The 11,979-nt window shown below is 48.8% G+C and carries 13 protein-coding genes; 2 read left to right on the top strand and 11 right to left on the bottom strand.

Annotation, left to right across the window (positions count from 1 at the left end; translation table 11 throughout):
* Nucleotides 1-11: 11 nt before the first annotated feature.
* From ACZ439_RS21555 to ACZ439_RS21535, 5 genes are all read right to left on the bottom strand, one after another.
* Nucleotides 12-833: a carbohydrate ABC transporter permease gene (locus tag ACZ439_RS21555; protein ID WP_141334479.1), complete on the bottom strand. Its 822-nt coding sequence runs from the start codon at nucleotides 831-833 to the stop codon at nucleotides 12-14.
* 11 nt (nucleotides 834-844) lie between these two features.
* Nucleotides 845-1,762, bottom strand: coding sequence for a carbohydrate ABC transporter permease (locus tag ACZ439_RS21550; protein WP_464620193.1), 918 nt, complete (start codon nucleotides 1,760-1,762; stop codon nucleotides 845-847).
* Between the two features lie 80 nt (nucleotides 1,763-1,842).
* A complete protein-coding gene (locus ACZ439_RS21545; RefSeq protein ID WP_464620192.1) occupies nucleotides 1,843-3,144 on the bottom strand; it encodes an ABC transporter substrate-binding protein in 1,302 nt (433 codons plus the stop codon).
* Nucleotides 3,145-3,407: 263 nt separating this feature from the next.
* Nucleotides 3,408-4,556: an ROK family protein gene (locus tag ACZ439_RS21540; protein ID WP_464620191.1), complete on the bottom strand. Its 1,149-nt coding sequence runs from the start codon at nucleotides 4,554-4,556 to the stop codon at nucleotides 3,408-3,410.
* 303 nt (nucleotides 4,557-4,859) lie between these two features.
* Complete coding sequence (locus tag ACZ439_RS21535; protein ID WP_054795645.1) at nucleotides 4,860-5,306, bottom strand: GreA/GreB family elongation factor; 447 nt, start codon at nucleotides 5,304-5,306, stop codon at nucleotides 4,860-4,862.
* Nucleotides 5,307-5,610: 304 nt separating this feature from the next.
* Between ACZ439_RS21535 and ACZ439_RS21530 the strand changes: the two genes are divergently transcribed.
* Entirely contained in the window at nucleotides 5,611-5,811 is a 201-nt protein-coding gene (locus ACZ439_RS21530; protein WP_054795644.1) for a sporulation protein Cse60, read from the top strand.
* An 83-nt stretch (nucleotides 5,812-5,894) separates the two neighbouring features.
* On the opposite strand, the gene ACZ439_RS21525 is transcribed toward ACZ439_RS21530, so the two are convergent.
* Nucleotides 5,895-6,227 carry an antibiotic biosynthesis monooxygenase gene (locus ACZ439_RS21525; protein WP_054795643.1) on the bottom strand — a complete coding sequence of 111 codons (333 nt, stop codon included), beginning with the start codon at nucleotides 6,225-6,227 and terminating at the stop codon, nucleotides 5,895-5,897.
* A 317-nt stretch (nucleotides 6,228-6,544) separates the two neighbouring features.
* On the opposite strand from ACZ439_RS21525, the gene ACZ439_RS21520 reads away from it, so the two are divergent.
* Nucleotides 6,545-6,940 carry a hypothetical protein gene (locus ACZ439_RS21520; protein ID WP_054795642.1) on the top strand — a complete coding sequence of 132 codons (396 nt, stop codon included), beginning with the start codon at nucleotides 6,545-6,547 and terminating at the stop codon, nucleotides 6,938-6,940.
* A 52-nt stretch (nucleotides 6,941-6,992) separates the two neighbouring features.
* Here ACZ439_RS21520 and ACZ439_RS21515 read toward each other — a convergent pair whose 3' ends face one another.
* Genes ACZ439_RS21515 through ACZ439_RS21495 form a run of 5 tightly spaced genes read right to left on the bottom strand, consistent with a single transcriptional unit; the run spans nucleotide 6,993 to nucleotide 11,951 of the window.
* The gene (locus ACZ439_RS21515) at nucleotides 6,993-9,077 is read right to left on the bottom strand and encodes a sulfatase-like hydrolase/transferase (RefSeq protein WP_464620190.1); all 2,085 of its coding nucleotides are present in this window, start codon (nucleotides 9,075-9,077) and stop codon (nucleotides 6,993-6,995) included.
* A complete protein-coding gene (locus ACZ439_RS21510) occupies nucleotides 9,043-9,264 on the bottom strand; it encodes a hypothetical protein (RefSeq protein ID WP_464620189.1) in 222 nt (73 codons plus the stop codon). The genes ACZ439_RS21515 and ACZ439_RS21510 overlap by 35 nt, the downstream gene beginning before the upstream one ends.
* A gap of 25 nt (nucleotides 9,265-9,289) precedes the next feature.
* Nucleotides 9,290-10,075 (bottom strand): ABC transporter permease, encoded by a 786-nt coding sequence (locus ACZ439_RS21505; RefSeq protein WP_464620188.1) that lies wholly within the window; start codon nucleotides 10,073-10,075, stop codon nucleotides 9,290-9,292.
* A 14-nt stretch (nucleotides 10,076-10,089) separates the two neighbouring features.
* On the bottom strand, nucleotides 10,090-10,866 hold the full coding sequence (locus ACZ439_RS21500; RefSeq protein ID WP_054795640.1) for an ABC transporter ATP-binding protein: 777 nt from the start codon (nucleotides 10,864-10,866) through the stop codon (nucleotides 10,090-10,092).
* A gap of 17 nt (nucleotides 10,867-10,883) precedes the next feature.
* Complete coding sequence (locus ACZ439_RS21495; RefSeq protein ID WP_230875901.1) at nucleotides 10,884-11,951, bottom strand: ABC transporter substrate-binding protein; 1,068 nt, start codon at nucleotides 11,949-11,951, stop codon at nucleotides 10,884-10,886.
* Nucleotides 11,952-11,979 lie beyond the last annotated feature (28 nt).

Here is an 11,979-nt window from a genome sequence, read left to right as displayed (position 1 = left end):
GTAATATGGTGCTACCCTTTCACGGCTCCGTTCGTCAGTCCGGCAATAATCTTTTTTTGGAATAAAAAAATCAGGAAGACGAGAGGTACGACAGACAGAACGATCGCCGCGGATATAGTCGCCCAAGGAAAGTCGTGCTCCCCTTGAAACATCATGACCCCTACCGGTAAGGTACGAAGCGAGGCCTTGGACATTAAAGTAAACGAGAATAAAAATTCATTCCAGCTATGCACAAACACCAGAATGGCTGCAGTAACGGTCGCCGGGGCGGATAACGGCAAAATAATTCGAATAAACGTCTGCATCCGGCTTGCTCCATCCACATAAGCGGCGTCATCCAATTCCTTCGGAATTTCATTCAGCAAGGCAGACAACAGCCAGATCACCATAGGCAACGCGAACGCTGCATGCGTCAGGCTTAATCCGGTGTAGGTGTTAATCAAGCTTAAATCGCGCAGTCCTACAAATATAGGCAGCACCATCGTCATGGGCGGAAACATCGACGTTGTGACGACCAGCATTAAAATTAACGGTTTCCCCCGAAACTGCAGCCTCGACAACGCATACCCCATCATGAAGCCCAATACCAGAGCAATTATCAGCGTATAGAAGGCAACAACCGTGCTGTTCCAGTAATATTCCGCGAAGGGCTGTTCAAAAACACGGATATAATGTTCCAGGACCGGTTTCCAGGTCATCAACCTGGGCGGAGTATCGAACAGTTCAACAGTCGGCTTGATCGAAGTAACAAATAGCCAATATAACGGAAAAAAGGAGACGACGACGAGCAGCAGCACCGTACTATAAAAAAACAGTTTATTCGCAGACTTCAACACCAGCCCTCCTATCGGTCGGGATCATACAATACTTTGACATAAACAAAGGAAAGAACGAATAAGGCGATAAATAGCAGCACCCCCAGAGCCGATCCATAGCCCCACTGCATATCGATAAAGGTTGTGGTGTGAATATACATAGGCAATGATTCCGTTTCGTTGCCGGGCCCGCCTTGAGTCAAGCCGTACATCAAGTCGAAGGCCTGCATCGCCGATAAGGTGCGTAAAACCAAAGAAACGAGAATGACATTGCGAAGCAGGGGCAAAGTAATTCGAAATAAAATTTGCGTACGGTTCGCTCCATCGATTTTAGCGGCTTCGTATAAGCTGCCCGGAATAGATTGCAGGCCGGCAAGCAGAATGATCGCCATGAACGACGATGTTTTCCAGATAGCCACTATACATATCGCGGTAAAGGCCAGCTTGCCGTCTCCCAGCCAATTGAGCGGCTTCTGAATAAATCCCAGCGCCTGAAGAATCGCATTAAACAAGCCGTAATCCTGATTAAACATCCAACGCCAAGTCAAGGCGTTCGTAATCGTGGGCAGCGCCCAAGGAAACAAGATAGCCGCCCGGACAAATCCCCGGAACCGGAACGCTTTGTTAGCCAAAATCGCAAGGTACAATCCGATAATAAGCTCAAAAATAACCGTAATCGATGAAAACGAGAGCGTAAATCCTAACGATTGCCAAAACCGGTGGTCACGGAATGCTGTCGTATAGTTCTCCAAACCGACAAAAGGCGATCCCAGCCAAGGCTCCGTGATCGAGATATGGTAAAGGGACATCCAGAACACCCGGACAATGGGATACAATGTAAATATCAATAAGAACAAAACCGGCGGTAAGATTAACAGGCAAGCCACCTGCTTATCGGTCCATCTTCCGGTCCTCCATGGCCGCTTCAGCGGTTTGACGGATGGCAAGGTAACGCCTCCCCCTCTTCGTGCTAATTAGGAAACACCCGGCAAGAGAAGCCTCTCCGACCGGGCTGACTTTCTCTCCTTTATTTTAATTTCTCATCAATTTCTTTCTGTGCGTCACGCAACGCGGCCTCAGGATCCTTCTGACCGGACAGAACGAGGTTCACCTGCGTTTGTACACTTCGGCTGATCTGCTCGTAATTTCTTAAGACGGGCCGGCTTTTCGCTTTTTCCATCACAGCAGGCAGCTGTTCGAAGATAGGCTGTGCCTTTTTCAACTCAGGATCGTCAAACACTTTCCTGACCGACGGAATTTTGCTCGCATTCGTGCCCATCGACTTTTGCTCCTCATCGCTCAAGAAAAACTTCATCACTTCCCAAGCTTCTTTCTTATGTTCGGAGAACTGGTTGATAGCGTAGACCCATCCGCCGGTGGAAGAATGCGATTCCGAACCGTCCGAATGCGGTATCGCGGCAATTCCTACCTTGCCTTCCACTTTCGTGCCTTTGAGCTGAGTAAAAGCCGCAGGCCAGTTTCTCATGAAAATGGCGTTGCCCGCGCTAAAAGCGATCGTATTGTCATTCGGATTCGAAGTGCTGACACTAACGGGAGAAACCTTGTCCTGCGTGATCAGGTTGTTCATCGTTTTCAACGCTTGAATGCCTTTATCGCTGTCTACCTTCACCTTGCCCTGATCGTAAATATCTCCATTCTGACCCCAGAGATGCTCCAGCCAGTTGATTGTAGCACCCTCGATTTTGGCCCCCTGGAATAAATAGCCGGTCAATTTCGGATCATTTTCCTTCTGGAGAATTTCCTGGGATACTTTCGTCAGTTCAGCCCACGTTTGGGGAACGGGCAAATTGTACTTATCCAGCAGATCTTTACGGTAAAACAACACCCCGACATCCATATAACCTTGAATCCCGTACTGTTTGTTATTGACTTTGCCTACTTCAAAAGCAGCAGGCCAGAATCGCTGCAGATAGGAAGCATCCGCATATTCATCAATCGGCGCCAGCCAACCGGCGGAGGCAAACATGGCAGGCCATGTGACGTCGGTCATAAACAGGTCCGGGGTATTGCTTTTACTGTTGAACCAAGTGCTGTACCGGGTCATTTGTTCATTAGGCACCTGCGGAAGCTCGACATATTTGATCTTAATGTTGTCATGGGTACTGTTAAAACGGGCAATCGACTTTTCCAGTTCACCGGAAGCATCCTTCCCCGCGGCAAATTCGATGGATACAGGCTCCGATGATGCCGGTTTCGCGGAATTGGAGGCTGTCTCGGCCCCGTTTTGATTCGGAGAACCGCTTGAGCAGCCTGCAGCTGCAATCGTTAATACAAGAGTCATGGTGATCAAGGGCATTTTTTTCTTCATGGCCAGTCTCCTTCTTCCCGTCATTTTTCGGGCATTATTTGATTAATCATTTTAATTAATTAAACGAACCTATTCCCCCTTACTTTTTCTTGTTGCAGAAATATATATAGATAAGTTTCCGGACGTCCGGTCAACACACTATTCAATATAAACCTATGTATTTAGTGGGAATTATTAGTTTGTATGATAGCATCGCCTCTTTCGGCTGTCAACCGTTTTGCTTGACATTCTGCTTCATGAGGCCAATGATTGCAATAATGGCTTCATCTTATAAATATTTCATGCTGAAGCGCCAGGCTGGCGGCACCGATCAGACCGATATGCTCTCCGAATGAAGAGCTTTCAATCTGTACCTTTTCTCTTTTGAATAAAAAAGACCTCCATTCGATTTCTTTCTTTAACTCGCTAATCAACGGAAATCCAGGTCCAGCCATGACTCCTGCGACAACAACCTTCTCGACATGCAGAATGTTAATATAAGAGGCAAGCACCGTCCCAATAGCCCTTCCCGCCTGACGCATGGCTTGAACGGTCTCGGAATCTCCCTGCTCGAAGGCATGCAGCACACGGGGCCACGAAGCTTGAAGCTGCCGCGATATCGCCGTATTCGAAGCATATTGCTCCAGGCACCCCCTGTTCCCGCACCAGCATGAGATGCCGTCCGGCATATACGTCATATGACCGAATTCCCCCGAGCCCGTGGGTCCCCCTCTGTAAAGCCTATCGTTGAGAATAAGCCCCGATCCGATTCCTTCCCCTATATAAATACACAAGAAATCGGATACCTGTTTGCTTTCTCCAAACATCTTTTCGGCCAACGTCATGGCACGGACATTATTGTCTATATATACGGGCAATTGTACGGCGTTCGTTATTTGGACAGCCAGCGGGACAGGTCCCCAGCCTAACGGCTCGACGTTGAGTATTTCGCCTTTGTCAAAGCTGATTAAACCTAGACATCCAATGCCTACAGCCGCTATCTGCACGTCGTTGATATCCGAAATAAATGCTTTCAATTCCTTGATCAGCATTTCGGTAAATGCAGCTTCATTTATTCCCGGGGACAAGGGGAATTGACGTGTTTTTTTGATAAGTCCATGAAGATTAATGAGTCCAAGTTCCACTTGACTCACGTGGATATGAATACCGACCACCCAAGACGCATCTCCATTTAAAGCAAGAGCAATGAATTTGCGGCCTACTTTTTTTTCCTCTTCTTGCAAATAACCGACTTCCCGGATCAACCCTTCCTCAATAAGCTCAGCCGTCAAATGGCTGATCGTTGCTGAAGTCAGTTGCGTCATTTCCGCAATATGCTGTCTTGAAGTGGGTCCATATCTTAGAAGGGATTGGAGTACCCTCGAACGGTTCGTTTGTTTGGCTCGAATAATATTTTGCCCCTTAAGTGACATGCCGTTTTACTCCTTATGCGGTGACCGCTGCCTGTGTGTTAGCGTCTCATTATCGGTGTATAACATGGCGCTTGGCAGAATCTCCTTGGTTTATTCCCATAGTAATATGCTGCAGCCCCTTTGAGCAACTCCTCAAAAAAACAGGAGCAGACGCCACCTCTACCCTAGGTGTAAACGCATGACTGCCGCACCTGAAAAAAACGTCGGGCAGATCATCAACACGATCTGTCACCCGACGCTTTCCCTATGCCTGCCAATTATAAACGGATCAGTAAGCCGGCTCGTTTCAATCCTCTATATGGGCTAATTTACATCGCCGCTGTTAACGAACTTGATGCCTTCTACTCTTAGCCGGATTTCACCGGAAGGTACATCAAGCCGATAGGTCTCTTGAGATTTAGCCATCAATAACTGAAACCCGAGAGGAGACAAGAAAGATATCTTGTTGTTATTGGGGTCCGCCAGATGCGGGAAAACAATGGTGTACGACTCGGGCGAATCGTCATCTAAATACCGCAGCTCCAATTGACTGCCAATCAGTGCGACGGAATTTAGATTCTCTTCGGTTAGATCAGCGACTATCTTCTCAAGCGTGGTCGCATAAACAGCCAATACCTGCTCAACCGTGCTGCGTTTCACGTTGTGTTCCGGAAAATACTGATTCAAGAAATTGAACTTTTCTTCATCAAAATAAACAAGTTGATTAATCAGTTGGGTTCGTGAACCTTGATACATAATACTACGGTTCATAGTAGATTTCCCCTCCCTTACTGAACACAACCCATTTAGAGTAGCTAGTGAACATTCTCATACAAATCCCTCCTAAGTAAATAGAGGTCTCCACAAGGGAGACCTTCAGATCATTATACCAAGTAATATCTGTAAATCCAATCCAAATCTCTTCGACAACAAAAGATCGATTGACACTTATACTTTGGGGTGCTAAGCTTACTTAAGTGCAGGCATTCCGCTATTATCGCGGGATGCCTCGATCCATTTTTATACTCTTTTTACATTAAATGTTACCTGAAACTAGCTGAAAGGAGGTACTTCGATGATCCAAGTTAAAGAATTCGTTGATACGGATAACTCTTATGCGGAACATAAGGCTAACGAGTTTTTGGCGGGGTTAAATGAGACTCAGGTCGTAAATGTGTGTTACGGCTCGGTTATAAAGACAACGCCTTCCGGGAAAGAGACCCAAAGAAGCACGATTTTGATCGTTTACAAGACCAAAGCCAAGCGAGAGACTTAGACAAGAAGTATCTAACGGCAACAGGCTGCCCCGCACCCTCAAGATGAGGGAAGGACAGCCTTTGGTTATTTCGCGATTTCCAGTTACGTCGTTTGAACGAACTTGCCTTTTCTGACGGCTTTCACTTCATACATGCTCACATTCGTGCTGATCACATACTCAGGCGGTTGTTGTCCCTTGCTGTTCCGGTGCCCTTGAATGTGCTCGGGGCTCTTCTCCCAATTTTTCCAGGCTTCCTCCGATTCCCAGCGAACGACGATGACGACCTCTTCGTTTTCTTTACTTCTCTTGTTCACCATGACGGTAATATCGATCAAGCCTTCCCTCCCGTCAAGCGGACCTTCCTTGCTGAAGCGTTCAACGACTTTGTCCGCATTGCCCTTCTCCACCGTGACGGTTCTGGTTTGAATAAGCACGGGTTCCTCCTCCTTCTGCTTGCCTTATTGTGCCGCTTCTTGAAACATTTCGGCGCCGGTGCTCGCTCTTATTCAAGTTTAATTGATAACGATTATCATTGTCAAACGAAGGACGCTTGACACGTAAATTGTTAAAAACGTATGAGCACCCTGATGCATGAAAAAGCAGCATCTTGTCGGTATTTGTCTGAACGCTGTGAAAGAATAACACAAAAATCTAAAAGTAAATTAACAGATTGCGAGTATGATAAGGGTACCCGTCAAACAACGGAAGACGCAGACAATCACGCATTCCCAAAAATCGAGGAGAGTGTCCGATGAGCATCGTATTTGAGTCGTGCCTAGCCAATGAGCAATCGCCTTTCGTTAGTACAAATCCGTTTGCAGTGAAACGAGCGACGATCAGCGGTTGGAAGCAAGCTGACCTGGAACCGGGAATTAAGCATGAGGAATTGCCCGCGGAATTGGGTTTCGGAGAAGCCATTCGGCCTGTGCCGATGAAACGTCCGGATCTGATCGTGTTCAGAGTGACAGAGGAGCACAGCTCAGTGCTGATACGACTTGGCAGCACAGATCATCTGAAGCCTGCCGGCAACCGCGATAGGTATATCATGAAAAGGCTGACAAACACAGAACTGGCGAGTATGATCGCCAGTGACAAGCGAATACGTCGGACGCTCCCGCTCCCGAATAAAGGTGTCACCAATTGGTGACACCCTTGACCTTTAGGGTCTTTCTTGACCATAAAATCTATGCTGTTTGGGGCTACTCCGTTGCCAATTCACGAGTTACAGCCGCTTCAAGATCAAAATCGTAGGCTCCAAGCGTAATGGCCACATGATCGATCGTGCCGGTGAAGGCAAACGGCGCCGTGTAAGCAGGACTGACAGCGCTTTGGTCGTCACGCCCGATTTGGAAAGGACCGCCGGAAAATCCGAGGAACCCGGTATGACCGACGGCTCCTTCCCCGATCTGCCGATCCTCAATGAACATTTTGACTGTCCCTTCATTGTCGCCTGTGTGCAGCATCAACAAACGGAGAACGACCGAACCGGCAGGAAGCTCCTGATCCGAGCTTACCGTATAAGTCTGAACACCGGAATAGTTGTAATGAAATACAAGCCGGTTGTCTTGAATATACAGTGTATAGCCGCCGGAACCATCCCCCTGGGCAATCAACACTCCTGCTTCCCCGGAGCTATGACGGGATAACGGCACACGAATCTCAAATGATTTACTGCGTAGATCCGGGGCAACCGAGGCGTGGAAACGGGATGAAGACGGATAGTACTTCCTGCGCACCGGTCCGGCGGGCTGTGTGATGATCTGTTTCCGGGCGCGGATTATCCCGGCCAGCGAGCGCCCGTCAAGCGGAAGCACGCCATATTTGCCGGCCTCCACCCACCAACGGTCGATTAAATCACGCAATATTCCGGGATTTTGCCCGGCCAAATCGTTCATTTCCGAGTAATCCTCATCCACCCGGTACAGTTCCCATGAATCTTCTTCAAACGGAGTATCCGGCTTATGAACCGCTACGGCTTTCCAACCTTTATAGTAAATGGCCCGGTTGCCTACCATTTCGTAATATTGGACCTCTTTCCGTGTCGGTAACTTTCCATCATCAAACGTATACGCCATGCTCACTCCCTCGATCGGCTTCTGAGGCACGCCCTTCAATACGGACGGAGCTTCGATGTTCAGCAGTTCCAGAATGGTCGGTACAATATCGATGACATGGTGATACTGGCCGCGAATAGCGCCGGCATCTTTGATCTTGTCAGGATAGTGGATGATAAGCGGATCCTTGACTCCCCCTGCATGCACGAACGATTTATACCACTTTAAAGGCGTATTCCCGACCTGAGCCCAACCGGCAGGGTAATGATTATTAGCCAAAGGGCTGCCTATTTCGTCAATTCGTTTCAATTTGCTTTCAAACGACTCCTGAGCTCCCCCCAATCCGTTCCAAGAATTTACGGTTCCCTCTTCCCCGCCCATCGCGCAAGCTCCATTATCTGAAAGCAGGATAATCAAGGTATTGTCCAGCTGTCCGATGGTCTTCAGAAAATCCACAAAGCGTCCAATATGATAGTCCGTATGTTCCAGAAAGCCTGCAAATGCTTCCTGCATCCGGGCATACAGCCGCTGTTCGTCGGCGCTTAATTCATCCCATGCCTTCACTCCGGGATTGCGAGGCGGCAGTTTCGCATCCGGAGGGATAATGCCCAGCGCCTGCTGTTTAGCAAACCACTCTTCGCGAGTGCGGTCCCAGCCCTTATCATATTTTCCTTTGTACTTATCGATGTACGCCTTGGGGGCATGATGAGGTGCGTGCGTCGCACCGTAGGCCAAATAACAGAAAAACGGTTTGTCCGGCGCGGCGCTGTGGTGGTCACGAATATATTCGATCGCCTTGTCCGTTAAATCCTCCGTCAAATGATAGCCTTCCTCCGGTTTTTTGGGCTGGGGCACTCTGCGGTTATCCTCCACCAGGTCAGGATGCCACTGGCTTGTCGCACCGGACAAAAAACCGTAGTAATGCTCGAATCCTCTTCCTAAAGGCCAATTGTCGAAAGGCCCCACATTGCTTTGCTGTACTCCCGGTGCCAAGTGCCACTTTCCTACCGCATAAGTACTGTAACCATGTTCCAGCAAAATTTCACTAATCAATGCCGTATCTTTGCGTACTTTCCCGCGACTATGAGGAAAACCGCTATCATATTCGGATACGAACGACACCCCGGCGCTATGCGGATTTCTCCCGGTCAGAAGCGACGCCCGCGTCGGAGAACAGATCGCCGTTGTATGAAAATTATTGTAGCGGAGCCCCCCCCGCTGCCAGCGCATCTATATGGGGCGTGTGAATATCAGAACCGTAACAGCCCAGGTGGGCGAAACCAAGATCGTCCAACAGGATGGCAACGATATTGGGGTGTCCTTCAGACGGTTTATCCGATTTTGGCCACCAAGGCACCGATTCTTCCACTGTTCGGCCGATCACGCCTTGAAATGATTCATCTTTCCATGCAGACATGCTAAGTCCTCCTTTGCGATTTAAGTTACTTCAATTTACCGCGAAATACGGCTCCGCCTACAATACCGTAACGCGACAGCGCGACGCTCCCGAACCAACCGAGCAGACGGTCCGTGACAAAACCCATGACGCCTAAAGAGAACAAGCCTACAAAGATCCAATCCGTCTTGAAGTAAAGTCTGGAGCTCCAGATCATGAATCCGACGCCTTCATTGGCAGCTACCATCTCCGCGCCGATAATCGCCATAAACGATGTACCCATCGCAAGCCTCATGCCTGTGAATATATAAGGCACGGTAGACGGAATGATCACATGAAGCAATATTTGCCATTCGGAAGCCCCCATGCTTCTGGCCGGACGAACCTTATCCTCCTCGACCGACAGCACGCCGGTCATCGTATTCAGGATGACGATAAATAATGTGGCGTACATGATCAAAACGATCTTGGACGTTTCTCCAATCCCGAACCACAGCAAAAACAAGGTAATGAACGCCAATGGCGGAATAAACCGGATGAAGTTAATGAACGGCTCCGTCAAAGTACGGATGACGGTCACCCTTCCCATCAGCAGCCCGACCGGTATGGCCGCAGCGCAGCCGAGCACCCAGCCTGCAAGCACTCGCGCGAAACTAACCCCGATATAGCGAAAAAGCGAACCATCCTGGGATAATTCAATCATTCCCCGAAACGTATGCACAGGACCGGGCAGAAAATCCGGATTGGAACCGACAGACAGGAGCTGCCACCCGATCAATACGATGATCCAGGTGACTACGCCTGAATTCAGCAGTTTTTTATAAAAAGTCAAGTTTGGCGCCCCCTCTATTCTTCAAAATGGTTCTCAATGGCTTGTAAGAGCTCAAGGAATCTCGAATCCGCCACGTCTCTGGGATAGGGCAGCCGAACGTCATACACATCGGATATCCGCGAGTTCGGACCGATAGACATAATGCCGATTCTCTCGCCCAGCAGGAGCGCCTCCTGAATATCGTGCGTCACAAAGACAACGGTCTTGTTCGTCTGCCGCCAAATACGTATCAGTTCTTTCTGCATGGTACGACGCGTCATGGCATCCAAGGCGCCGAACGGCTCATCCATGAGAAGAATGGCCGGATCGTTCGCCAGCACCCTTGCCAGCTGTACCCGCTGCTTCATCCCCCCGGACAGCGCTTTGGGGAATTTGTCTTCGTGCCCTGAAAGCCCGACTAGCCGAATAAATTCGTCAGAAATCCGGTTTCGCTCCGTCTTCGGGACTTTCTTCATGCGCAGGCCGAATTCCACATTTTCCCGAACGGTGAGCCATGGAAACAGCGAAGCGTCCGCACTTTGAAATACCATAGCCCGGTCACTGCCCGGCTTGTCAATGTCTTCATCGCCGAGTGCGAGACGCCCCTCCGTTTTCGAGATAAATCCTGCTATCATGTTAAGCAGGGTCGATTTCCCGCAGCCGCTCGGACCGAGAAGAACGAAAAACTCCCCTTCCTTAACGACCAGGTTCACGTCTCGCAGAACATCGTGCACATTCGCGCCGGATGTATCCGAGAAGGTTTTATTGACGTTCTCGATATAAATGGTCTTCGGCTTTGCCAGTAATGCCATGTTCGATCCATCTCCTCTCACGGCTTGTAGGTTGCCGTTTCAGGCAGCGCCTTTTTCAACGGATCGATATTAATTTTATCCTTCAGCTCATACTTGTCTTTTAATATGCCTTTGTTTTCGACCCATTGCTTAACATCCTGCAAATGATCAAAATCTTCTTGGGTAAATCCAAGCGTATAGTTCGTTGATTGCAAATCTTCCAGTACGCGGTCCTTCGGCAGCTTCAGCTCCTTGAACGCTACTTCTGCCGTTTCTTCTTTATGATCCGGAATATAGCGAATCCCTTCATCCAACGCTTTCAGCACCGAGCTGACGGCATCCGGGTTATTTTTGACGAACGACGAATCGAGCAGCAAATACGAACTGATGTTTACGCCGGAGCCGGATACGTCGATTAAGGATTTGACGCCCTTAATCGTCTTAAATTTATCGATCAGCGCGCCTCCGATCCAAACGGCATCCATGTCTCCTTTTTGCAAGGAAACGAACGCTTCATCCGGCGTACTGTATGGCACATATTTCACTTCTTTTTCGTCAATATGGTTCTTCTCCAGATATTTAGCCCAGACGTATTCGTACACGGTTCCTTTAGCAACGCCGAGCTTCTTCCCTTTAAAATCTTCCGGCTTATTGATATTGTCTCTGACGAATAGCAGCGTCTTGGCGGCGGATTTCTCGTTTGTGCGCGTAAGCGCGCTGACAACGGTCATATTCCCTTTCCCCAGCGAGTTGATCAAAGCATAGTCTGCAGCAAGAGCCGTATCCGCTTTACTGATCAGCAAAGCATTGACCGTATCGATCCCATAAGCGAAATTGGATATTTCCGGTTCAATACCATATTTCTGAAAAAAACCTTTGTCCTTTGCGATACGGAACTGAAAGGAACCTCCTGCCGCCGTATCGATCGCTAATCTTACCTTCACCGGCGTTTGCTGGTTGGCGCTGACTTCAGCGGCTGCGCCGGGCGCCGCCGTTTGGGTGCTTGCCGCGTTATTCGCCGTAGATGACGTTGAGCAAGCGGCCGTTAAAGCAAGCGTAAACATACTGAATGTAAGAGCAACTGTTTTCAATGCCGTCATTTTCATCGTTTTTTCCCCCTAAATGATGTTCGAT

It is taken from the genome of Paenibacillus sp. JCM 9796 (assembly GCF_055379675.1).
This window is presented reverse-complemented; position numbering and strand designations above follow the sequence as displayed.

Coding starts and splice junctions, on each gene's coding strand:
- ACZ439_RS21545 (WP_464620192.1), bottom strand. CDS start 3,144: ATGAAGAAAAAAATGCCCTTGATCACCATGACTCTTGTATTAACGATT.
- ACZ439_RS21540 (WP_464620191.1), bottom strand. CDS start 4,556: ATGTCACTTAAGGGGCAAAATATTATTCGAGCCAAACAAACGAACCGT.
- ACZ439_RS21535 (WP_054795645.1), bottom strand. CDS start 5,306: ATGAACCGTAGTATTATGTATCAAGGTTCACGAACCCAACTGATTAAT.
- ACZ439_RS21530 (WP_054795644.1), top strand. CDS start 5,611: ATGATCCAAGTTAAAGAATTCGTTGATACGGATAACTCTTATGCGGAA.
- ACZ439_RS21520 (WP_054795642.1), top strand. CDS start 6,545: ATGAGCATCGTATTTGAGTCGTGCCTAGCCAATGAGCAATCGCCTTTC.
- ACZ439_RS21515 (WP_464620190.1), bottom strand. CDS start 9,077: ATGCGCTGGCAGCGGGGGGGGCTCCGCTACAATAATTTTCATACAACG.
- ACZ439_RS21510 (WP_464620189.1), bottom strand. CDS start 9,264: ATGTCTGCATGGAAAGATGAATCATTTCAAGGCGTGATCGGCCGAACA.
- ACZ439_RS21500 (WP_054795640.1), bottom strand. CDS start 10,866: ATGGCATTACTGGCAAAGCCGAAGACCATTTATATCGAGAACGTCAAT.
- ACZ439_RS21495 (WP_230875901.1), bottom strand. CDS start 11,951: ATGAAAATGACGGCATTGAAAACAGTTGCTCTTACATTCAGTATGTTT.